This window comes from Limnohabitans sp. TS-CS-82, from assembly GCF_002943475.1.
The window spans coordinates 12,047-35,673 of record NZ_PTQX01000023.1 but is presented as its reverse complement, the minus strand read 5'-3'; the positions used below and the strand labels follow the sequence as shown (position 1 = coordinate 35,673).

Below are 23,627 nucleotides of genomic sequence, written 5' to 3'. Positions count from 1 at the left end.
AATATTTTTTAGAAAAATGCTCAAAACATGACCCGAATCGAGAAAGAGCTGGCCCAAGCGCCCCGCTCCCAAGTGGAGCGGCTCGCCTTCATTGAGGCGAGGCTGTACTTTCTCGGCGAGTTGCAACGCCAAGATGTAGCTCAAAGGTTTTCTGTTGCGTCGGTTCAAGCAAGTCGTGACCTTTCGCTTTACAAGCAGTTGGCCCCAAAGAATCTGGACTACGACTATCGGGCACGAACTTATCAGCCATCTGACAAATTCAAGCGAATATTTGAACTCTCAACAGAAAATGTTCTTTGGTGGCTTAAGTCAGGTTTGGGCGACGGCTTACCCAATCCCCCAGGACTGCCCACAGAGACAGTAAATACTCTTTGTATCCCCGATGCGGAAATGTTGGCGCAGGTAACCCGAGCAATTTACCGGCGCAAAGTCTTAGAGATTAAATACTTGTCCTTGTCCAGCGGATACAAAACCAGACAAATCGCGCCTCATGCACTGGTAGATAGCGGCAAGAGGTGGCACGTCCGAGCATTTGATAGGGAGAACAACAGGTTCTCTGACTTTGTGATCAACCGCATCCAGTTCGCGCGTGCGCTCGAAGAAGACATTGCAGAGCGTGAACAGGCAGCCGCCGATGACCAGTGGTCGCAGGTTGTCCACCTGTCCCTGATCCCTCATCCCAAGATCACTCATCAGGCGGCCATCGAAGCCGACTACCGAATGAAGGGACGTCGCATCGAAGCGTCCTGTCGAGCGGCTGTCGCCGGGTACATGTTGAGGCGCTGGGGAGTCGACTGCTCTGCAGACAGCTCCCTTAATCCTGAGGAGTACCACCTCGCGCTCCAAAATATCGAATCTCTGGCCAAAGCAGAGAGTGCTGACTTAGCCCCGGGCTACAAAAGAACAAAAGGACTAGCATGAGCGACAGTGCATCTCCACTCACCTCCGCTCTCGAGCAGTTACGCCTGAAACTGCTCGATCTGACAGGGCGAAACCGCCTCATCAATTTCAAGCACACCGCAGGCAAATCACTGCAGTTTGTAGAAGGCCATCCTGCCGCCATCTATCAAAAGCTGGTTGAAGTGAACAACAAGGCCAACATCAGCGTTATTGGGCTGCCTGAACCAGCTCGTAGAGACTGGGTTGAACGCAATGGGCGACTACAGCGACCTGAACCTCGAGAGTGGGCCAAGTCTGCAGGAGTTTCAACGGGCTACGACATTTCAGGCGCAGGGGAGGACTCTGACGAGTCGAATGTCAGAGCGCTGATGTACCCCGACGATCTGGCTAAGCACTGCCGGAAGATCGAACGCGAAGCCACACTAGCGATTGAAGAAACCGGCGCGAACATGTTGTTCTTGGTGCTCGGCTTCTTAGAGTTTCCTGATCAGCGAGACAGTGACAAGACGTTCACGGCTCCGTTGATTAGCGTCCCAGTGTCCTTGCAAAAAAAGGAAGTTGCGGGCATCCAGCAGTTCTCATTGCAGTACACCGGTGACGACATCTCGGAAAACCTCTCACTGCGCGAAAAGCTACGTAACGACTTCGGACTGGTTTTACCGGAGCTCGCCGAAGAGCAGATTGATGTCAACGGCTACTTCGCCGAAATTCAGGCGATCATCAAAAAGCAACCTGGATTCGCACTGAAGCATCGCGTTTCCCTGTGCTTACTCAGTTTCAGCAACATGCTGCTGGTTCGAGACTTGGATCCGACCAAATGGCCATCAAACGGTGATGAAAACTCCCTCATCGACCACCCAATCGTTCGGGAAGTATTCGAAGGCAGAGCCGATGACGGCGGAGCAGGTTTCAGCCTAGCGGAAGAACATCTGGTGGAAGAAGGCCCCGGAGCGAGCATTCCGCTCGTTTACGACGCCGACAGCTCCCAACACAGCGCCCTCATTGATGTCTTGTCACTCAAAAAGAACCTGGTCATTGAAGGCCCTCCGGGCACAGGCAAGTCCCAAACCATCACGAACTTGATTGCCGCTTGCCTTGCCGAGGGCAAGAAAGTACTGTTTGTCGCTGAAAAGCTGGCCGCTCTTGAGGTCGTAAAAAACCGCCTATCACTCGCTGGTCTTGATCCGTTCGTGCTTGAGTTGCACAGCAACAAGACCAATAAAAAACGAGTCCTGGAGGAAATCGCCAAGCGAACGACCTTCAGACCAAACCACCCCAATGATCTTCCTCGTCTGCAACAGCAACTGGAAGCACACCGCAAAGATCTCAAAGCCTATACGGACTTGATTAACTCCATCGCTCACAACGCGTTTGGATTGACGCTCCACCAAATCATGTGGCGTGCCGAAAAGCACCGCCAAGGTCTCAGCAACGAAGAGAGCATGCTGAGCCAGATCAACATCAGTGACGCGACTCAAATCTCCGAATTTGAGTTCGGTCGCCGCATGGACTGTCTCGGGTATCTTGGCTCTCAATACAAGTCAGTTGGTGGCTTCGATGCGAGCTGCACTTTCTGGGGCTTTTACCCTGAGCGGCTGATTCCAGGCGACGAGGTCAAGCTCACACAGTTATTCGAAGCAGCCGATGGCTGGGGACAGGCTTTGGTGGATGCCTCAAAGCACTTCTCACAGGTTCTCGGAGGCCGCGTCCATAACCTTTCATTGTCTTTCAGCGGGGAGCAGCTGGCCATGCTCAAGCACTTGCTTGAGACCGCGAATCAACAACTGCCCCTACACCTGATCCCTGGCTTCTTCGAAGACGACGAGACAGGCGCAGCAGCTGCAAAAACAATCGAAGCGTTTGCGAAACAGGTTGAACAGTTCCACAGCTTAGAGGGTGCCGTCAAGGCAGCTCTCAAATTGGAATCGAGCGTCACCAAATCTGGTGCAGACGATTTGAAGAGTCTGAAACGTCAAGCCGATAGCCTGGGCGCAGAGCTGGGCACGCTCAACGAACTGCGAAGTCTTCATCAACAACTTGTTGAGACGGCGGGCAAGCTCTCGGCAGCCAATATGGCCGTCATAAGCTTTCTCGGCGGAAAAAATATCCCCTATGACGGTTCGAAACAGAAACTGGAGCAATTGCTCAGCTTCACAGATCTCATACTGGATGCACCTGAAGAGCACTTCCATCTTCAAACCCCCGGTCTGACTCGTGATGGCGCTGTCCAAGCCATCGATCAATTGCTTGCACTTCAAGCTGAGTGGACTGGACTCGAAAAGGAACTGGGTGACTCACTATATGTGGACACCTTGCCGCATGAAGGAGACATCAAGCAAGCAATCCTGACTCTGCGCGAAGGCGATGCTTGGTATCGAATCTTCCAAGGGCGCTGGCGCAAAGCCGTGGGACTGCACAAAGCATTGCAGCGCACCAAGCTAAAGATGCCTGGCCAAAAGCGACTGGAACAGCTCGAGAAAATCATCAAATTACTGGGCCTCAAGGAACAGTGGAAGTCATCTCCGACCTGGACACAGTTCATTGGCTTGCCTGCGCCAGCGACACCGTCACCCTTAGAGGGATACCTCGCCTTAGCAAAGTGGAATCGCGGAATAAAAGTCGCGTCCGAGGACATCCAAGCCGTACTGATCGATCCAATCAGCTTCACGGCCGACCAGGCACGTGCCCTGCGCCGCGAATTCTCAGCAGTCAAACTGGAAATCACAACAGCAATCTCAGCCTTCAAGAGCATCAACGAAAAGCTCAAGCGACTCTCTGAGTTCAGTGGAAGCCATCTGATTGAGAAAGTGACGGAGAAGACTGGGGAATTTACCGAAGCTCTTGAGGACCGATTCGAGTGGCTCGAGTTGGAGGCAAGAAGCCAAGCCACCTTCAATCAGGTGGTGACGGGCTGCGATGCGGCCTTGGAGCGTTCTGCTTTGAAGTCACAGATACAAGCAAACGCTCGCGTCAAAACGCTCCTCGGCGAACTCTATTTGGGAGTGGACACCGACTGCGCAACAGCCATCGAAGCACTTTCATTTGGTCAAAGCATTGACGGCCTCAACTTGTCCCCTCAGGTCAAGTACAAGCTGCGCTCGGGACATCCCATTGAGACTTGTCGCACGCTGATTGCCGCGCTGGAGGATGTGCATACGGGCCTGCAGCACGTTGAAAACTTGATCGGCACTTTGTCCCAATTCGGCACGTTTGAAATGGACACATGGACAGGAGCGCCAGCAGACGAAGACTTGGAGCTTTTTGTCAGTGCTCTGCATGGTGCAGTTCAAAAGGCAGTTCAGGATCAGGATCTTCTGATTCCTTGGTCGCTGTATATCACCCGCCGCAAGGAAGCAAGTGAGCTGACCTTGAACGAATTCGTGGATCTCCTGGAGAAGAAACGTATCAAGCCCGACGAGTTGACCGACGCTTACGCTTACTGCACCTACAGCACGATCACACGCGAAGCCTTCCGAAACATTCCTGAGCTGGGTCGTTTCACTGGACTCAAGCACAACCAGATCCGTGACGAATTCAAACGACTGGACAGGGAAATCATCTCACTACGTGGCAAGGCAATCGCCTACGAGTGCTCTCGCAAGGCTTCGCCTCCACCCGGCAGAAGTGGAGCCCGTGTAGATGACCGCACGGAAATGGTTCTTCTGAACTACCTCATGCCTCAGCAGCGTCCACGCATGCCCGTTCGGAAAATCCTCACCCGTGCAGGTGGATCAATCCAGGCATTGAAACCTTGTTTCATGATGGGCCCACAAGCTGTGGCTCAATACTTAGCCCCAGGCGTCATCAAGTTTGACCTCGTCATCATGGATGAAGCGTCACAGTTGAAGCCCGAGGAGGCGATCGGTTCGGTTGCCCGTGGCGGTCAGTTGGTGGTGGTTGGCGATCCGAAACAGCTTCCCCCAACCTCGTTCTTCTCGCGAATGACACAGGATGGTGATGGCGGGGATGATCACTTCACCACCACCGATGCAGAGAGCATTTTGGACGTCTGCTCGTCACATTTCAGGCCGACACGCTCGCTGCGTTGGCATTACCGCTCGCAACATCATTCTCTGATCGCATTCTCGAACCACAGTTTCTACCGTGGAAACCTGATCATCTTCCCGTCGCCATATGGACAAGGGGGCAAGCTGGGTGTGCGGGCGGTTTACTTAGCCGATGCCATCTACGAGAACCAGACCAACCTGCGTGAGGCCAAACGGGTCGTGGAAGCGGTTGTCGAGCACATTGCAACCCGCCCCAACGAATCCCTGGGCATTGTGACGCTCAACATCAAACAGCGTGACCTAATTGCCGAGCTTTTGGAAGAACGTCTCAAGTCAGTTCGTGGGGCAGACTCCTATCGTGATCACTGGGCAGTCGAGGGGCAGCCTCTTTTCATCAAAAATCTTGAAAACGTCCAAGGCGATGAGCGCGACGCCATCGTCATCTCTACGACCTTTGGCAAACCAGCAGGCTCAAGTGCAGTCAGGCAAAACTTCGGCCCTATTAGCCGTCAAGGTGGCTGGCGACGTCTCAACGTGCTGTTCACGCGTGCCAAGAAATCCATCGCCATCTACACCTCTCTGCGGCCCGAAGACATCGTGATGGATGGAACCACACCAGATGGCACCAAGGCACTGCGCAACTACCTTGAGTATGCACGTACAGGTTCACTGACCACCTACGAAGAAACAGACCGCGAACCAGACAGCGACTTCGAGATCTCAGTCATGGACATGCTCAAGCTGCGTGGCTATGAAGTTACGCCTCAATTAGGCGTGGCGGGTTATCGCATCGACATCGCCGTCAAACATCCAGACGCACCTGGTTCATATCTGGCCGCCATCGAATGTGATGGGGCGTCCTACCACTCTGCCCTGTCTGTACGTGACCGCGATCGCATTCGCCAAGAGATCCTTGAATCACTTGGTTGGCGTGGCCGCATTTGGCGCATCTGGTCTACAGACTGGTTCCGCACGCCAAGACAAGAGACCGAGAAGCTCATCAGTTTCCTTGAAGATCAGCGCGCAAGCTGGAAACCTGAGCACGCCTCCGGCGAGTCTTGGATCGAAGAAGGCCAAGGAGCGGGACAATCGACAGCCCGCGTAATTCAAGAAGTGGAACAGGTTGAAAACACTGCGCAAGCCGAGATTGAGCGCGAGGCAGTTAGCTCGGTTCTGATCGACACAGAGGATGATCTGGAGATCGAAGTTGGCGATGTGATTCGCTACGTTGATCTAGCCAATCCGAACGATGTGCTGACTGTTCAAATCACCCATGGAAAAGACGACTTTGCAAATGGCATCGTCAATGAAAGTCGTCCTCTAGCTCAAGCATTACTTGGAGCCGTTGTTGGGGATGAAGTTGCACTTCACTTAGCGGGCAGCGCCTCCAAGACCTTCCAAGTCATAGAAATCAAAAGAACAGAAATCTGATGGTCATATCTCTAACTACTCTTGAGTCTCATCTCTGGGAGTCCGCAAATATTCTGCGCGGCCCGGTCGATGCTGCAGACTTCAAGACTTACATTTTTCCGCTGCTGTTTTTCAAGCGCATCTGCGATGTCTGGGATGAGGAATATCAGGAAATAGTCGATGAAACTGGAGACGAGCAGCTTGCATGCTTCCCCGAATCACACCGATTCCAGATCCCGGACGACTGTCACTGGGTGGACGTGCGAGCCAAAGCAACCAATGTGGGTGCAGCTCTTCAGCACGCAATGCGTGGAATTGAAAAGGCCAACCCTGAAACCCTTTATGGAGTGTTTGGTGACGCGCAATGGACGAACAAGGAACGTCTTTCTGACGCATTGCTCAAGGACTTGATCGAGCATTTTTCTGCGCTCCCCTTGGGCAACCAAAACGTTGCCTCTGACTTGGTCGGTGACGCCTACGAATACCTGATCAAGAAGTTTGCCGACGCCACCAATAAAAAGGCTGGTGAGTTCTATACCCCGCGCAGCGTGGTGCGGCTGATGATTGATATGCTTGATCCAAAGGAAGCCGAAACCATCTACGACCCCGCCTGCGGTACTGGTGGAATGTTGCTCGCCGCTGTACAGCACGTCAAAGAAAAGCATGGAGACGTCAAGCGCCTTTGGGGCAAGCTGTACGGGCAGGAGAAGAACCTCACTACATCGTCCATTGCCCGGATGAACCTGTTCCTCCACGGCATCGAGGACTTCCAGGTGGTACGAGGTGACACCTTGCGCAATCCAGCCTTCTTTGAAGGTGACAAGCTGGCCAGCTTTGATTGCGTACTCGCCAATCCGCCGTTCTCACTGGAAAAGTGGGGAGAGGACTTGTGGCTGAACGACCCCTTTGGTCGCAACTTTGCAGGACTGCCGCCATCAAGTAGTGGTGACTTTGCCTGGGTGCAACACATGGTCAAATCGATGGCCGATGGCGCTGGTCGAATGGCCGTGGTGCTCCCCCAGGGCGCTTTGTTCCGTAAAGGTGCGGAAGGAGACATCCGCCAGAAGCTGTTGGAGATGGATCTGGTCGAAGCCGTGATCGGCCTAGCTCCAAACCTGTTTTATGGCACCGGTTTGGCAGCATGCATTCTGGTACTGCGCAAGCGCAAATCTGCCAAGCATAAGAAGAAGCTACTGGTCGCTGATGCGTCGCGCTTGTTCCGCCGAGGCCGGGCGCAGAACTTCTTAGAGCCTGAGCACGCCGCTCAAATCCTGGGCTGGTATAGCAGCTTTGCCGATGTGCAAGACGCAGTTCGCGTGGTCACCCTCGATGAGATCAAAGCTGAGGACTGGACGCTGAACATCTCGCGCTACGTCCTGCCTCCGCTTCAAGAAGACATTCCGCCACTACCTGATGCCATCGCTGCATTCAAGGATGCGCTCACCCGCTGCCGAGAAGCCGAGGAACAGCTCGCCCACGTCATGACCGAAGGAGGATGGCTGAAATGATCCAATCAGTGCCAAATTTGAAGTGGGCTTTTTTGATCGAGCCTTCATATTCCTGGTTTGAAAGCTTTGCAGATCACTTCAGCAGCCCCGACTTGGCGTTCATCGTTGATACGGAAGACGACAAACCCAATGCCTACGCCCTTTCCAGCCAGCATTTCAATGAGCTAACCAACGCAGCCGAAGTTATCGAGCGTGCAATTTCGCTGAAGGCTGTTTTGGATGGCGCACTATATCTACAGCATGGGAAAGACTTTCGACCCTTTCAACTCTTAGACCTAGTCAATCTAGAAAATGATCTTCGCCATGGCATGCCCAGAGGCGACTACGAGGTTATCGCTGCTCCTTTTAGCTCCAATTCAGCCAACTTAATAACAAAGTGGCGCAGCGCTTCAAATCCATTTGGAAATTTCGTTACAACGATGCTTTGGCTTGCTCGCGAAGACGAATCCAGTAGGGGATTACTGCAGTTCTTAGGGCTTCAAGGATGTACCTGGATATCGCTTTATGCGTTGCTCGATTTCATGAAAACTGACGGACTATCCGCAAAGGAAATTGCCACGTTTTCGAATACATCTGAAGCAGAGATCAAGAGATTTACCCATACAGCGAATAATTTCTCAGCGATTGGCCCCCTTTGCAGGCACGGAGATCTTGGTCAACACCCACCGAGAAATCCAATGCGACTTGGCGAGGCTTCGGAAATATTGCTTCCAGCTGCCCAGAAGTTTTTGCTGAAAAAGATTTCAGATTTGGGTTTGCAGAAGCGTTGGCAGGAAAGCAATAGATGAGACGTATTACCCAACAAGAACTCGAAAGCTACCTCTGGGGCGCAGCCGTTTTGCTGCGCGGACTGATCGATGCAGGCGATTACAAGCAGTTCATCTTTCCGTTGCTGTTCTACAAGCGGGCGTCGGATGTCTGGGATGAGGAATACCGGTCCGTTGTGACCGACTCCGATGGTGACCTGTCTTACGCACAGTTCGCCGAAAACCATCGTTTTCAGATTCCCGAAGGGGCGCATTGGAACGATGTGCGGCAGACTTCGAAGAATGTGGGCGCAGCCATCCAGAAAGCGATGCGCGCCATCGAGTCGGCCAACCCCGACATGCTCAACGGCATTTTCGGCGACGCTCCTTGGACAAACCGTGAGCGCTTGCCCGACGAAACGCTGAAAAATCTGATCGAGCACTTCTCGACGCAGTTACTTTCGGTGGCGAACGTACCCGAGGACGAATTGGGCAACGCCTACGAATACCTGATCAAGAAGTTCGCGGACGACTCCGGCCACACAGCCGCCGAGTTTTACACCAACCGCACTGTCGTTCACCTGATGACGCAACTCTTGGCACCACAGGCGGGCGAGTCGATCTACGACCCCACTTGCGGTACCGGCGGCATGCTGATCTCGGCACTGGACGAAGTGAAGCGCTCCGGCGGCGAATACCGCACGCTCAAGCTCTATGGGCAGGAGCGCAACCTGATCACCTCGTCCATTGCTAGCATGAACCTGTTCCTGCACGGCGTGGAGGACTTCGAGATCATCCGGGGTGACACCCTGGCCGAACCCAAGCACATCGAAGGCGATCGCCTGCGCCAGTTCGATGTGATCCTGGCCAACCCGCCGTACTCCATCAAACAGTGGAATCGCGAGGCCTGGAGCAGTGACAAGTGGGGCCGAAACTCCCTGGGTACGCCGCCGCAAGGCCGCGCCGATTACGCCTTCCAGCAGCACATCCTGACCAGCCTCACCGCCAAGGGACGTAGTGCCGTGCTTTGGCCCCACGGCGTGCTGTTCCGTAACGAAGAACAGGCCATGCGCGCGAAGATGGTCGAGTATGACTGGGTCGAGGCAGTCATTGGCTTAGGTCCTAACCTGTTCTACAACTCCCCGATGGAGTCGTGCATCGTCATCTGTAACCGCAAGAAGGTCGCCGCTCGCAAGGGCAAGGTGATTTTCATCGACGCGGTGAACGAGGTCACCAGGGAACGGGCGCAGAGCTTCCTGAAGCCCGAGCACCAGCTGCACATCCTGACCGCCTACAAGACCTTTGCGGATATACCTGGTTTTGCCAAGGTCGCCACCCTGGCCGAAATCGGCGCCAATGCGGGCAACCTCTCGATCCCGCTGTACGTGAAGCGCATTGCCGCCGCCAACGCCACCGACAGCAATGGTGACGCGGTATCGCTGCGCTCTACCTGGGAGCAATGGCAAACCGATGGCCGCGCGTTCTGGCAACAGATGGACGCGCTGGTGGAAACGCTGGATGGACTGATTACGGAGGACATCGAGCGTGTCTGACAAGAACAATAAAACCTTGAGGCCCGGCTGGCGCCGGGTGAAATTCGGCGACGTGGTGCGCCTCTCGAAAGCGCGCAGCCAAGATCCGCTGGCCGATGGCATAGAACGCTACGTCGGTCTGGAACATCTCGAACCAGGTGACTTGCGCATCCGCAGTTGGGGCAGCGTTGCAGACGGCGTGACCTTCACCAGCGTGTTTCAACCTGGACAGGTGCTGTTCGGCAAGCGACGCGCATACCAGCGTAAGGTGGCTGTGGCAAATTTCTCTGGGGTGTGTTCCGGGGACATCTATGTGTTGGAGACCAAGGATGCGCAGGTTTTACTGCCGCAGCTGCTGCCCTTCATTTGCCAGACCGACGCCTTTTTTGATCACGCGGTGGGTACGTCGGCAGGCTCGCTGAGCCCTCGTACGAATTGGACGAGTTTGGCCGATTTCGAGTTCGCCTTACCGCCGCAGGATGAGCAGGAGTCACTTGTAAGGCTGCTTCGCAATGCGACTGATGCCGCTCAAGCTCAAGAGAACTGCATCAAAGCAGCGAAGGGTTTACTCCAGTCATTCAAGAACGAGGCGATTGGAAATAACAATGCGGGCATCGCCAAAGATGTCCTTCTTGGAGATGTACTGCTGGGGTCCCCTGATAGCGGTTGCAGTGCTCCACCGAGAGACGCCGACACTGGCTATTTCGTCTTGGGGCTTGCTGCGCTATCGCGGCATGGTTACGTGACGGGCGACTTCAAACCTGTCGAGCCGACCAGCAAAATGCTTTCAGCAAAACTGTCAAAAGGTGATTTGCTCATTTCGCGTTCCAACACACCGGACAGAGTTGGCTATGTCGGAATTTTCGATGATGAACGAGATGATGTGTCGTTTCCAGACACGATGATGAGGATGAAACCGAGTCCGGCCGTGATTGATCCGATCTACCTAGAGGCCGTTCTTCAGACCACTTCCGCCCGCGAATTTCTGATGCGAATTGCGGCAGGGACAAGTGCAAGCATGAAGAAAATCAACCGTGCCAATTTGCTGAAAATGCCCTTCAGGCTTCCGAGTCTTGAGGCTCAGCGTGCTGCACTTGAGCAACTACACAGCCTAAGAGCAACGGTGCTCCTGCAGCGCGGACGACTGGCTGCAACACGCTCGCTCATCACACAAATTTCTGCGGCAGCGTTGGCTGGGGGGCAAAAAAATGTTTAACGAGGCCAACACCGTCGAAGCCTACGTCCGCGATCTGCTCGCAGGTCCCATCAAGGCTGTACCGGCCAACACCGCCCAGGAACCTCAAGCCAGCTACGGCCCCAGCCCCAAAGGCATCGGCTGGCGCTACGCTGCTTCGTCTGAGGTGCCGCGCCAGATCCAGGAAGTGCTGGTCGAACCCTGGCTGCGCGATGCACTGATCCGCCTGAACCCCGAGATTGCCGCCCAGCCGGATCGGGGCGACGAGGTGCTCTACAAGCTGCGCGCCATCGTGCTGTCGGTGCGATCGGATGGCCTGATCCGCGCCAACGAGGAAATGACCGCCTGGATGCGCGGTGAGCGCTCGATGCCCTTCGGCCACAACAATGAGCATGTGCCGGTGCGGTTGATCGACTTGGATGACCTGGCGCAGAACCAGTACATCGTCACCCAACAGTACACCTACCGAGCAGGCCCCACAGAGCGCCGGGCTGATCTGGTGCTGCTTGTCAACGGTCTTCCGCTGGTGTTGATCGAGGCCAAGACGCCTGTCAAAAAATGTATCAGCTGGGTCGATGGCGCGGTGCAGGTGCACGACGACTATGAGAAGTTCGTGCCGGAGCTATTCGTTTGCAACGTGTTCTCCGTAGCCACCGAGGGCAAGGCCTACCACTATGGTTCCATCGGCCTGCCCGTCAAGGACTGGGGACCATGGCATTTGGATGGTGATGGCGACGATTGCCAGCACCACCCACTGAAATCTCTCAAGTTGTCCACCGAGAGCATGCTGCGCCCGCATGTGGTGCTGGACATCCTCGGCAGCTTCACCCTGTTCGCAACCAACAAGAAAAAGCAGCGTATCAAGGTCATTTGCCGCTACCAACAGTTTGAAGCGGCCAATAAGATTGTCGAGCGCGTGCTGGCGGGTTACCCCAGGAAAGGCCTGATTTGGCACTTCCAGGGTTCAGGCAAGTCACTGCTGATGGTGTTTGCCGCGCAGAAGCTGCGCATGCACGCTGGACTGAAGAACCCCACAGTGCTGATAGTCGTGGATCGTATCGATCTCGACAGCCAGATCACCGGTACCTTCACCGGGGCGGACATTCCCAATCTGGATAAGGCCGACAGCCGCGAGAAGCTGCAGCAGCTGCTGGCCCAAGATGTGCGCAAGATCATCATCACGACGATCTTCAAGTTCGGCGAGGCCACTGGCAGTCTGAACGACCGCAGCAACATCATCGCCTTGGTCGACGAGGCCCACCGCACCCAGGAAGGCAATCTGGGCCGCAAGATGCGTGAAGCTCTGCCAAACGCGTTTCTCTTCGGCCTGACCGGCACCCCGATCAACCGTGCTGACCGCAACACCTTCTATGCCTTCGGTGCCGAGGAAGATGAAAAAGGCTACATGAGCCGTTACGGATTCGAGGAGTCGATCCGCGACGGCGCCACGCTGAAGCTGCACTTCGAACCCCGGCTGATTGACCTGCACATCGACAAGGCAGCACTGGATGCCGCGTATAAAGACCTGACCGGAGAGCTGTCAGATCTGGACAAGGACAACCTTGCCAAGACCGCCGCCAAGATGGCAGTGCTGGTAAAGACGCCGGAACGAATCCGCAAGGTGTGCGAAGACATCGTCCAGCATTACCAGAGCAAGGTAGAACCCAACGGCTTCAAGGGGCAGATCGTCACCTTCGACCGGGAGTCCTGCTTACTGTTTAAGGCAGAGTTGGACAAGCTCCTACCGCCCGAGGCTACGGACATCGTGATGTCGGTGCAGGCGGCGGACAAAAAGGAACACCCTGAATACTCGCTCTACGACCGAAGTCGCGATGAAGAAGAGCGACTGCTGGACCGTTTCCGCGACCCGGCGGATCCACTGAAGCTGATCATAGTCACGGCCAAGCTGTTGACGGGTTTTGACGCACCAATCTTGCAGGCGATGTACCTGGATAAGCCGCTGCGCGACCACACGCTGCTGCAGGCCATCTGTCGGGTCAATCGCACCTACTCCGAACAGAAGACCCACGGCTTGATCGTGGATTACCTGGGCATCTTCGACGACGTGGCGGCTGCACTGGAGTTTGACGATCAAAGCGTCAAACAAGTGGTCAGCAACATCGAGGAGCTGAAGGACAAGCTGCCCGAGGCGATGCAGAAGTGTCTGGCCTTCTTCAACGGGTGTGATCGCACCCTGCAGGGCTACGAAGGCTTGATTGCCGCGCAGCAGTGTCTGCCGAACAACGAGGTGCGCGACAATTTTGCCGCCGAGTACACGGTGCTGGCACGCATCTGGGAGGCGCTGTCACCTGACAGCGTGTTGAGCCCCTTCGAGAAAGACTACAAGTGGCTGTCGCAGGTGTACCAATCAGTTCAGCCCTCCAGTGGCCACGGAAAGTTGATCTGGCATTCCTTGGGCGCCAAGACCATCGAACTCATTCACCAAAACGTGCACGTCGACACGGTGCGAGATGACCTCGACACCCTAGTGCTCGATGCCGACCTATTGGAGGCGGTACTCTCGAACCCTGATCCGAAGAAAGCCAAAGAAATCGAGATCAAGCTCAAGCGGCGTTTGCGCGGGCACGACGGCAATCCGAAGTTCAAGCAACTGTCGGAACGTCTCGATGCCTTGAAGGATCGATTTGAGTCGGGGCAAATCAACAGCGTTGAGTTCCTGAAGCAACTGCTCGAGATCGCCAAGGAAACCCTGCAGGCTGAAAAAGAAATCCCCCCCGAAGAGGACGAGGATCGTGGCAAGGCGGCGCTTACCGAATTGTTCAACGAGGTCAAGACAGCAGAGACCCCGATCCTCGTGGAACGCGTGGTGGCGGACATCGACGAGATCGTCCGCCTGGTGCGCTTTCCAGGATGGCAAGAAACCCAGGCCGGGGAGCGTGAGGTCAAGAAAGCGCTGCGCAAGGCCCTCTTCAAATACAAGTTGCACGCGGATGAGGATTTATTCGAGAAGGCCTATAGCTATATCAAACAATACTATTGAGAGGCACTATGAAAGCACACCTAACGACTCATGCGATTCTCGACACGATTCCTTTGCGAGTCGGCGTTGTGCTTTCGGATAGAAAAGTCTTTCTTGAGAATCTAGTCTATGACGAAACAGGGACCGATCAACAAAACCGACGCGAACTAATTGACAAGCGATATCACGTCATAGCGAACCTTGTCACTCTCTACCCCGTGAGGAAGGACCTAGGGCGGTGGCGATTGGTCATTAAGGACAGCCAGGACACTCAAAAGCTTCCACCTGTTTTCACCGTTCTCCCTGCTGAATCAGACATCCGCACAGAAGCCAATCTGACTAAGGCACTCTCCGACGCACGCCAATCTGGTGACTCGCGGATCACTCCAGAATTTATCCGCGATGTCCTTCACCCTCTTTACAAGAACGGGCAACTCCGCAATCAGCAAGACCTATCCGATCTTTTGAACAAGGGCGAAGTTGAAGGACTTGTCTCTGCGCTCGAGGAGGCCAACGAAGACCGGAAAGTGCTCCTTGCCCGCATCTCTGAACTCGAAGCCAAAGAGGCCGTCCAGGATCAAGAGATGTCCAAGGTCAACTACGAGAACCAAGTCATTGATGTGACCGATGGAGCTATTCTCGAAGACGCGAAAGTTGTCACGATAGATCGACAACGAGGCCCGACCCAATACACGCAAATTGAGCTCAGCAACGGACTCAAGCTGCTCAAAAAGTGGGATATCCCCAAAACGCTCGCCAAGGCAATCGCTCTCAAGGGCAAGTATGTTCGAACAACTGTTTGGAACAAAGTCGGGAGCAAGCCAACCGACAGGGACTACTGGAAGCCTACCGCTTGGTTTGAAGACATTTACGAAATCAAAGACATTGCAGCTGAGGAGTCGCGATGATCAATCACACGATGGTTCTCACCATCAATGGCACTCGACGCTCTGAAAAAGCTGGTGGCCTAGACGATGGGGAAGTGTCCACATTTGAAAACAAGCCTGGCGAGTACCGTGAGGACCTAAGCACAGTTGAAGATCTCATCGAGAACATCAATCACTCGGCATACATGCGAGGCGAATGGATTTCCTCAATGAAGCTAGATGGGCGCGATATTGTTGAAGAACACGCCATAAAAATTTTGCAGGAAAACATGCTCAACATCGGTGAGTCTGCAGTCGAACTCTCGCAAGCAGGAATGTTTGCTGCGGCAGATTTAGAGGACCTGATTACCTTTCTGCAATCGATCAAGGCCAAACATTTCGACGACAACTTGGAGGACGACCATGAATAAGTATCTGATTTCCACTCTGCTCCTTCTTGGAATGGCCGGAAGTGCAGGTGCATGCAACACAGAGTACAACATCACGCTGCAAACGTTTGGGGAGGGTGTTCTTGTGGAGCTGCGATCTGGTAGCCCTGGGAATTCGCGGGTTGTCCAATCCAGAAGGAGTAACGGCGGCGCGGTCAATTTCGGGAACCTCTGCCCAGGCAGCTACTTTCTTGCGATTGGCAATGACGACTCCGTCAACGTGACTCAGACTCGATATTTCGAGGCCGATGCCATCTACACAGGGAGCATCGTCATGCAACGAGGAAGCGGCAACGTTTCGAACAAATCAAGAAAGAGCCTCTAATCATGTCTGCGTCCGAACCTAGCGATCCTCAGCAACAGTTTTTGAACTGTGAAATGACGTTTGAGTGCCCAAAAAATTGGTTCGAAATTACTAAGACTGAACAAGCAGCCGTAAAGCATTGCTCGACATGCCAGAAAAACGTGTACCTCTGCATCACTCAGAACGAGTTAGATGCTTTTGCAAACCAAGGCGAGTGCATTGCGTTCTTTTCGAACCCCGATCTACCTACCCGTTTCAATTTATCCCGTGAACGAGCTGAAGCCAGTCTTAGAGACCCAAATTTCCAACCAGAGCGAATCACGCTCGGTCTCCCAAGAAGCGCCCATCGAGGAGAACTTAAAAGCTTTCTTGATGGAATGGACATAGACAACAAGAGAAAAATGGAGGCTCAATGAGCGAGGCTTTTGATCAAGATTTCGAAGATGATCCACTGGATTTATCAAATTTTCTGTACCTTGAAGCGCCAGACGCACTTGTCATCGCCGCTAGCGACGGGAACGGAAGACTAGTGGACTACCTTCTTGAATCAGGTCACGACATCAACATTCGTGATGACGAAGGACGCACAGCCTTGTTTGTAGCAGTTGATGCAACTTACTATGGGCTAGCCGTTCACTTGCTTGAACGTGGTGCAGATGCAAATATCCCAGACAAAGAGGGAGATTTCCCTCTGGACATTGCCAAGTACTCACATCTCTTCCGGCACAGTAAAAACTCAGAAATGGTCGATGCATTAACGAAGGCAGGAGCAAAGTGCAAAGATGGTCCATCAGCCAGAGAACTGCTCGATGACAAAATCCATAAGGGATTTGCTCATGCCAGCGCAATGAAAAACCTTTTGGCTCTGATCAGCACCACACGAGAGAATTAGCTACTAATGAATCCAAAAACACATTCAACCTAATTTATCAAGGTCTGTCCTCGTCATCAAACGCACCCTAGGATCCACGAGCTTATTCGTAAAGAAAATTGTTGTTGTGTCTAGTTTGTCTGGATCATTTCTTAGGCCATGAACTATCGACCTCCCTCCAAGATCGAGCAAATTTGATATAGGTCCATCAAAAATCAATTCGTGACTTTCTTCGTCTCCCTCATCAGTTCGCATGAATATCAATGCCTGATCAACAGGCTGTTCGAGGTTTCGAGGAAGCTTCAGGTTCTCTTTTTTATTCAGTACCGTTATATATACAAAAACTCGGGTTCTATCATTTCGTAGACCTACCGCCTTAATAGGTAAGAACTCAGTAGTAACAGGTACTAAGAAATGCGTTGCTGCCAAATCTCGAGCGGCGATGGGCCAATCGACAAGTGTTGAATTTTTCTCCGTTAATCTGATCAGATGAGTCTTACGAATAATCTTTTTAGCGAGATTCTGTGCTTTTATCTGCGGCCCTTCACTTTCTAACCAGCAATTTAACTGCTCCCGAATCCAGCGAACTAAATTTTTTTCATCGTTTATATCTAAAAGATAGATCAATTGCTCCCAATTTTTCACTGAGACTTCTTGCGAAATAGCATTGAAATGGGGCATCACTAGAGTGTCAACCGTAAGTTCAGGTAGCTTAGGATGGCCAAGATTTTCCGTCAATCGCAACCATTTCTCAGTAGCCATTCGCATGATCGAAATGCGACCCACTCCATCGTATGAGAAATAGATTGCAACGTATTTTTGCAAGCTGGAGCCACCTCGGAATTCCTTTTCTGTCTTGACTTGCGCCAGGTACTTCACTTTAAAGCCAAGTTCTTCCAAGGCGTTCAAGTCCTCAAGATTCCTGCACAAATTGGATTGCATCAGACATGGAGCAAATCCGTGCTCATTTAACCCGAGCGCCCTCCCTAGAGCTATAGCGCTCTCTTCTGGGAGGTCTCTTCGGTTGTTCAGCACTCGTGCATAAACATCACGATCGATGCCGACTGATTCAGCAAGTGGTCTCGCCCCAATGGCTGAAAGTTTTGACCAAGCGACCACGTTCTTTTTGAAGTGCTCCATGCTTATCTCCTAATTTTCTCGACACGTCTTTGGATTTCGTATTATGATCCATAAAAACGCGCTTTCTTTTTTTGTGCGTTTGTGCTCTACAAGGAGGGATCATGAGCAACCACTTCTCGCTGACCGAAGAACAACTTGCAAATCTGCGCAAAGAGCTGTCAGGGCCTCCACCACGGTCATCTATGTCCGCATGGTCCATGGTTCGTGCAATGCATGACTCGTTAAAAGCTGCCCGCGAACAAGGCAAAACTCTCGAAGAGATGCACGCTGATGTAGTTCGCTGCGGCGTGGATATCAAGTTAGGGACCTTTCGGAAATATGCATCCGACTTGCTGTCAGACGAAGTGAGGCCGAAATCCAATACGGCATCAACGCCAATCACAAAACCCGCCGATAGCCCCAGCCTACGTAGCTTGCGTACGACCAAAGCTCCAGGACTCTGATCACAGCATCGCATCCAGACAGACATATCAATAAGGATTTTTATGACCGCAAAGAAGACAACATCACAACGAGTCACAACGCATCACCGCCCCCTACTTGTTTGGATTTTCGGCAAAGGGGGAGTAGGAAAAACGATGACTGCGCAAATCGCACGAATTGCGATTCAAAGCCTTGATCGTGATGTGATCGCACTGGATGCCGATGCGTCTAATAGCAGCCTCAAACGCCAAGTTCCGGATGCGTTGCTAGTTTCAGGCAGCAATGCCTCTGAAATGGTAGGCAACATTGAGCAAGAGATTGTTGAACATGCTTTAACTCTGGGACGCTCAATAGTTATCGATACAGGGAACGGGACAGATCGATTGTCTAGGAAATGGTTTCTAAGTGAATCAATGGACAAGCTCCTGATTGAGCGCGGTATGCAAGTTGTGGCAATCACTGTCGTTGATAGCTCTCTTGACAGCGCGGCCCATGTAATGGAAACGATTGATTCGCTGACAGCTGCTCAACACATCTTGATTAAAAACCTGGGGCACACACCCGGGGGTGTAGGAGAAAAAGCATTTGCACCACTTTTTGAAAATGAAGAATTCAAGCGCTATGCAGATCTTGTGCAAGTCATTGAAATGCCACCGCTAGCTGATGTAGTCACTTTAGATGGTCTTGGTGCGCGTTTGCACGACATTGCAAACAACACATGCCCCGTGCAACTCAACCCGTTTGTTGAAACTCGTACACGCTCGTGGTTATCACTTGTCATCGCTAAATTTCAAGAGACTTTGACAAAGTGAAATTTCAGAAAGCTCACCAAAACATCAACAAGATGTCAGTGCGGGCTTTCTGAAATATTCAATAGATCTTCATACGCAAATGAACTCTTCTGTTGTATTAAGTCCGGAGGAAATCCAGTCAATTACTGGCTATACCTCTGCGACTAAGCAACTCCAAGTCTTGCATGATCGAGGATTTGTAAGGGCATATCGCGCGCGTGAAGGCAAGATCATCTTAGAACGAAGGCACTTTGAAAGTGTTTGTGATGGCGTGTTTTCAAATAACGCAAACTCGCAAAAAAGCACTAAGCAGGTACCAAATCTTTCAATTTTTTAATTTCATATATATGAATAATCGACGCATAAACCACACGGGTCTTCTCTACCGCATTTATGAGCGTTATGGCATACGCACTTACAGCATTGGTTTTAAACAATCCAATGGCAAATGGGCCTTTCGCTACTCATGTCCAGTCATTGATAAGGCTTCAATTTTGGCATTGCGGTCGAAAGCAATTAACGAAACGGCTCTACTACAAAGTAACGTAAGGCCTTCTGGAGTGACAAAAGAGTTGATTGAAGCTTGGTTGAAATGGCAAAACTCTTTGCCTTTAAATAATTTAAACCGTAGGGCCAACTCTACGCTATCGGAAAACAAACGTGAGGCGGACAATTTAATCAAAGCTTTTGGTCACATGGATCCGAACTCGATTGAAAAAGAACATTTATACGGTTACTTAGACTCATGTGTAGTTGCGAATAGGCCGTCAAAAGGTAACAAAGAAATCTCTCTTTTTCAAGTCATTCTTGAATATGGAATTCGAATAGGTCGTGTTTCAACTAACCCAGCAAATGGATTGCGAAAAAATAAAACTGTAGTGTCAAGGCGTTATGTCACCGACGATGAGATTGATTTGGCCTTAGAAATGGGGCGCAAAGCTGGTGGCTCTCGTCACATCGTTGCACTCGCATTAAAAACCGCTTGGCTTTGCCTTCGTCGTTCAGTCGAGATTCGGGGTGTTGAGCGTACTGCGGTCACAGAAGCGGGCATCATCTGGCAAGACGGCAAAAGCAAATCAAAAGCACCGATTTTGATGCAGTGGACCCCTGAACTCAAAGAAACGATTAACGAAGTTCTCGCGCTTAAGCGAAACAAAGATGCAGGAACACAATATCTGTTTGGAAATTTGAGCGGTGCGGTGTACTCAAAGGGGGGCTGGAAATCGATTTTGAAAGATCTGATGAGCGATTGTGCGGAAGAGGCGAAAAAACGTGGAATTCAATTCGAACAATTTAGTCTGCAAGACTGCCGACCCAAAGGCGTGAGTGACAAACTCGAATCCGGTCAAACGGACACTCAAGATGCAACTGGACACACAAACGAGCGCATGATTCGAAAGGTTTACGACCGTCGCCAACTCAAAAAAGCCACCCCGGTAAAGTAAGTGGAATTCCAAAGTTTGGAATTTGATCCTGAAAAACCAAAAAGGGCTACAAGCCTAAGCTTGTAACCCTTTGATTTCATTACGAAATTTTGGCGGAGTGGACGGGACTCGAACCCGCGACCCCCGGCGTGACAGGCCGGTATTCTAACCAACTGAACTACCACTCCTGGTAGCTGTAACTTTTGCTCTGCTGCTTTCGCAACCTAGCCAAGTGCTACAAAACTTGGCGACCCTACGGGGATTCGAACCCCGGTACTCACCGTGAAAGGGTGATGTCCTAGGCCTCTAGACGATAGGGTCATAACCTGTGGACTTAACCAACTCGACATCTCTCTGGTGGAGGTAAGCGGGATCGAACCGCTGACCTCTTGCATGCCATGCAAGCGCTCTCCCAGCTGAGCTATACCCCCGATGTCTGTCGAGAACGTTAGTATATCGCAGTTTTTAGCGTTTGGTCAAACGGCCCAAAACTTTTTCTCTTTCGCACAAAGAAAGTACGGCATCCAGCGATGGCGTCTGGGGCGTGCCCATGACCAACACGCGCACAGGCATGGCGAGTTGTGGCATTTTCAGACCCGTCGCGGCCAAGACTTCTTTGATCGCGGCACTCACCGCCTCTTTGGTCCAAGCGGATGACGTCAGCTTCTCAGCCAACATCGCCAATGCAGGCTCAACAGCCGCAGTCACGTGTTGTGCCAAGTCTTCGGCTTTGGGCGTCACGTCGCCGTAGAACGCCGCGGCCCAATCCGCCAAGACCACCGTGGTGTCGCAGCGGTCTTTGAACAAACCACAAATGGCGGGCAAGCGCTCATCCGTGACCACGCCACGTTTGGCCAACTGCGCTTGCACCAACGGCGCCAAAGCGTCGTCGGCCATGGCCTTCATGTGCTGGGCGTTGACCCACTTGAGCTTGGCTTCGTCAAACTGCGCGGCGCTGCGGCCGAGGTGGTCGAGGTTGAACCACGCTAAGAACTGTGCGCGGCTGAAAATCTCGTCATCGCCGTGGCTCCAGCCCAAGCGTGCGAGGTAGTTCACCATCGCGTCGGGCAAATAGCCTTCGTCGCGGTATTGCGTGACAGCCTTCGCGCCGTTGCGCTTGCTCATCTTCTCGCCTTGCTCATTGAGAACGGTGGGCAAGTGCGCGTAGACCGGCGTGTCTTTGCCCAGTGCTTTGAAGATGTTGATTTGGCGCGGTGTGTTGTTCACATGGTCGTCACCACGGATGACGTGGGTGATGGCCATGTCGATGTCGTCCACCACCACGCAGAAGTTGTAGGTGGGCGTGCCGTCGGGACGCGCAATGACCAAATCGTCCAGCTCGTCGTTGCTGATTTCGATGCGGCCTTTGACTTTGTCTTCCCACACGACCGAGCCGCCTTGTGGGTTTTTAAAGCGCAACACGGGCTTCACGCCTTCGAGAATCGCAGGCAAGGTCTTGCCGAGCTCTGGGCGCCATGTGCCGTTGTAGCGTGGCTTTTCTTTGTTCGCCATTTGCTGTTCGCGCAGGGCGTCGAGCTCTTCCATGCTCATGTAGCAGGGGTACACATGGCCACCGGCTTTGAGCTCTTCCAGTACGGCCTTGTAGCGGTCCATGCGCTGCATTTGGTAGAACGGGCCTTCGTCGTGGTCGAGGCCCAACCACTTCATGCCTTCGATGATGACGTCCACCGAGGCTTGGTTCGAGCGCTCAAGGTCGGTGTCTTCAATGCGCAAAATAAAGTCGCCGCCGGTGGAGCGTGCAAACGCCCATGGGTACAAGGCCGAACGAATGTTGCCCAGGTGAATAAAGCCAGTGGGAGATGGCGCGAAACGGGTACGAATTTTGGTCATGCGGAAAGAAAAATCAAAGGGTGTCGAGGCCGCGCAATAGATCGGCCTTCATGTCGTCTAAATGCTCAAGGCCAGCGGCCAAGCGAATCATGCCTTGGCCAATGCCTGCGGCTTGACGCTGGTCTTCCGACAGCTTGCCGTGTGACGTGCTGGCGGGGTGTGTGAGCAAAGTTTTGGTGTCGCCCAAGTTGGTACAAAGGGACAGAACGCGCAGGCTATCGAGCACATGGAAAGCGCGCGTGCGCGCTTGCTGCGGGTCAGCCGCCTTCACATCAAACGACAACACCGCACCGCCCATGCCCGACATTTGCTTCATCGACAAGGCATGTTGCGGGTGCGACGCCAAGCCAGGGTAATAAACGCGCGAAACCGCAGGATGCTGCTCCAGCCACTGCGCCAGCGCGTGGGCTTGGGCGCTTTGCGCGCGCATGCGAATGTCGAGTGTTTCCAAGCCTTTGAGCACCACCCATGCATTGAAGGGTGACAGCACCATGCCGCTGTTTTTCATGACAGGCAGCAATTTTTCTTTGATGAGTTTTTCGCTGGCACACAAAGCGCCCGCCATCACACGGCCTTGGCCATCCAAATACTTGGTGCCCGAGTGCATGACGATGTCTGCCCCCATGCCCATGGGACGCTGCAGTACAGGGGTAGCGAAACAGTTGTCCACCGCCAGCAAAGCGCCCGCGTTGTGCGCCATGTCGGCCAAGGCGGCGATGTCGCACACTTCGGTCAAGGGGTTGGTCGGCGTCTCGGCAAACAAGATTTTGGTGTTGGGGCGAATGGCCGCTTTCCAAGCGGCCAAATCGGTTTGCGGCACCACGGTCGACTCCACGCCAAAGCGTGCGAACTCGGAGCCAATCAGCTTCAAGGTCGAGCCAAACATCGACTGCGAATACACCACATGGTCACCCGCTTTGAGCAAGCTGAACAACATCAGCATCACGGCCGACATGCCAGACGACGTGGCCAAGCAAGCCTCGCTGCCTTCCAAGGCAGCCAAGCGCATTTCAAAGCTGCTCACCGTGGGGTTACCCGAACGGCCGTAGGTGTAGCCGTCTTCTTCGCCGGCAAAGCGACGGGCCGAGGCTTCGGCTGAAGGCTGCACATAGCCGCTGGTCAGGTACAGGGCTTCTGAGTTTTCACCGTACTGGCTGCGGTCCGCTGCCAAGCGCACGGCCAGCGTTTCCAAATGCAGATCGTCGGGCAAAGGGTGTTGGCTCATACCTG

19 protein-coding genes and 3 tRNA genes are annotated in these 23,627 nt (G+C 53.0%); 16 read left to right on the top strand and 6 right to left on the bottom strand.

The window, feature by feature from the left end; genetic code table 11:
* The first annotated feature begins 27 nt into the window (after positions 1-27).
* From C5F52_RS28360 to C5F52_RS28305, 12 genes are read left to right on the top strand one after another with little or no spacing between them, the layout of a single operon-like run.
* Entirely contained in the window at positions 28-921 is an 894-nt protein-coding gene (locus tag C5F52_RS28360; RefSeq protein WP_104801728.1) for a YafY family protein, read from the top strand.
* Positions 918-6,338 (top strand): DUF4011 domain-containing protein, encoded by a 5,421-nt coding sequence (locus C5F52_RS28355; RefSeq protein WP_104801727.1) that lies wholly within the window; start codon positions 918-920, stop codon positions 6,336-6,338. The genes C5F52_RS28360 and C5F52_RS28355 overlap by 4 nt, the downstream gene beginning before the upstream one ends.
* The gene (locus C5F52_RS28350) at positions 6,335-7,825 is read left to right on the top strand and encodes an N-6 DNA methylase (RefSeq protein WP_369954673.1); all 1,491 of its coding nucleotides are present in this window, start codon (positions 6,335-6,337) and stop codon (positions 7,823-7,825) included. Before C5F52_RS28355 ends, C5F52_RS28350 begins: the two co-directional genes overlap by 4 nt.
* A complete protein-coding gene (locus C5F52_RS28345; RefSeq protein ID WP_104801725.1) occupies positions 7,813-8,613 on the top strand; it encodes a hypothetical protein in 801 nt (266 codons plus the stop codon). The genes C5F52_RS28350 and C5F52_RS28345 overlap by 13 nt, the downstream gene beginning before the upstream one ends.
* Entirely contained in the window at positions 8,610-10,124 is a 1,515-nt protein-coding gene (locus C5F52_RS28340) for a class I SAM-dependent DNA methyltransferase (RefSeq protein WP_104801724.1), read from the top strand. The genes C5F52_RS28345 and C5F52_RS28340 overlap by 4 nt, the downstream gene beginning before the upstream one ends.
* The gene (locus C5F52_RS28335) at positions 10,117-11,319 is read left to right on the top strand and encodes a restriction endonuclease subunit S (RefSeq protein ID WP_104801723.1); all 1,203 of its coding nucleotides are present in this window, start codon (positions 10,117-10,119) and stop codon (positions 11,317-11,319) included. Before C5F52_RS28340 ends, C5F52_RS28335 begins: the two co-directional genes overlap by 8 nt.
* Positions 11,312-14,299, top strand: a complete 2,988-nt coding sequence (locus C5F52_RS28330; protein WP_104801722.1) for a type I restriction endonuclease subunit R — start codon at positions 11,312-11,314, stop codon at positions 14,297-14,299. The genes C5F52_RS28335 and C5F52_RS28330 overlap by 8 nt, the downstream gene beginning before the upstream one ends.
* Before the next feature lie 8 nt (positions 14,300-14,307).
* Positions 14,308-15,186 (top strand): hypothetical protein, encoded by an 879-nt coding sequence (locus tag C5F52_RS28325; protein ID WP_146100187.1) that lies wholly within the window; start codon positions 14,308-14,310, stop codon positions 15,184-15,186.
* Positions 15,183-15,575: a hypothetical protein gene (locus C5F52_RS28320; protein ID WP_104801720.1), complete on the top strand. Its 393-nt coding sequence runs from the start codon at positions 15,183-15,185 to the stop codon at positions 15,573-15,575. The genes C5F52_RS28325 and C5F52_RS28320 overlap by 4 nt, the downstream gene beginning before the upstream one ends.
* Positions 15,568-15,918, top strand: coding sequence for a hypothetical protein (locus tag C5F52_RS28315; protein ID WP_104801719.1), 351 nt, complete (start codon positions 15,568-15,570; stop codon positions 15,916-15,918). The genes C5F52_RS28320 and C5F52_RS28315 overlap by 8 nt, the downstream gene beginning before the upstream one ends.
* Positions 15,919-15,920: 2 nt before the next feature.
* Entirely contained in the window at positions 15,921-16,313 is a 393-nt protein-coding gene (locus tag C5F52_RS28310; RefSeq protein ID WP_104801718.1) for a hypothetical protein, read from the top strand.
* Positions 16,310-16,789: an ankyrin repeat domain-containing protein gene (locus C5F52_RS28305; protein WP_104801717.1), complete on the top strand. Its 480-nt coding sequence runs from the start codon at positions 16,310-16,312 to the stop codon at positions 16,787-16,789. Before C5F52_RS28310 ends, C5F52_RS28305 begins: the two co-directional genes overlap by 4 nt.
* A 24-nt stretch (positions 16,790-16,813) precedes the next feature.
* Here the strand turns inward: C5F52_RS28305 and C5F52_RS28300 are convergent, their stop codons facing one another.
* Complete coding sequence (locus C5F52_RS28300) at positions 16,814-17,908, bottom strand: hypothetical protein (RefSeq protein ID WP_104801716.1); 1,095 nt, start codon at positions 17,906-17,908, stop codon at positions 16,814-16,816.
* 101 nt (positions 17,909-18,009) lie between these two features.
* Here C5F52_RS28300 and C5F52_RS29810 point away from each other — a divergent pair, with 101 nt between their 5' ends.
* The 4 genes from C5F52_RS29810 (at position 18,010) to xerC (ending at position 20,567) form a co-directional block, all read left to right on the top strand.
* Positions 18,010-18,351: a hypothetical protein gene (locus C5F52_RS29810; protein WP_146100186.1), complete on the top strand. Its 342-nt coding sequence runs from the start codon at positions 18,010-18,012 to the stop codon at positions 18,349-18,351.
* 42 nt (positions 18,352-18,393) lie between these two features.
* Positions 18,394-19,143: a zeta toxin family protein gene (locus C5F52_RS28295; RefSeq protein ID WP_146100185.1), complete on the top strand. Its 750-nt coding sequence runs from the start codon at positions 18,394-18,396 to the stop codon at positions 19,141-19,143.
* Between the two features lie 79 nt (positions 19,144-19,222).
* A complete protein-coding gene (locus C5F52_RS30465) occupies positions 19,223-19,459 on the top strand; it encodes a DUF4224 domain-containing protein (RefSeq protein WP_104801714.1) in 237 nt (78 codons plus the stop codon).
* A 10-nt stretch (positions 19,460-19,469) separates the two neighbouring features.
* Positions 19,470-20,567: a tyrosine recombinase XerC gene (gene xerC, locus C5F52_RS28285; protein WP_104801713.1), complete on the top strand. Its 1,098-nt coding sequence runs from the start codon at positions 19,470-19,472 to the stop codon at positions 20,565-20,567.
* Between the two features lie 90 nt (positions 20,568-20,657).
* Here xerC and C5F52_RS28280 read toward each other — a convergent pair.
* The 5 genes from C5F52_RS28280 to C5F52_RS28260 all read right to left on the bottom strand — a co-directional run bounded on the left by C5F52_RS28280 (position 20,658) and on the right by C5F52_RS28260 (position 23,622).
* Positions 20,658-20,734 (bottom strand) — tRNA-Asp (locus C5F52_RS28280).
* A 57-nt stretch (positions 20,735-20,791) separates the two neighbouring features.
* Positions 20,792-20,867: transfer RNA gene (locus C5F52_RS28275), tRNA-Glu, on the bottom strand.
* A gap of 34 nt (positions 20,868-20,901) precedes the next feature.
* Positions 20,902-20,977, bottom strand: a tRNA-Ala gene (locus tag C5F52_RS28270).
* Positions 20,978-21,011: 34 nt separating this feature from the next.
* Positions 21,012-22,397 (bottom strand): glutamate--tRNA ligase, encoded by a 1,386-nt coding sequence (gltX, locus tag C5F52_RS28265; RefSeq protein ID WP_104801712.1) that lies wholly within the window; start codon positions 22,395-22,397, stop codon positions 21,012-21,014.
* Positions 22,398-22,410: 13 nt separating this feature from the next.
* Positions 22,411-23,622, bottom strand: coding sequence for an O-succinylhomoserine sulfhydrylase (locus C5F52_RS28260; RefSeq protein ID WP_104801711.1), 1,212 nt, complete (start codon positions 23,620-23,622; stop codon positions 22,411-22,413).
* Positions 23,623-23,627: the final 5 nt, after the last annotated feature.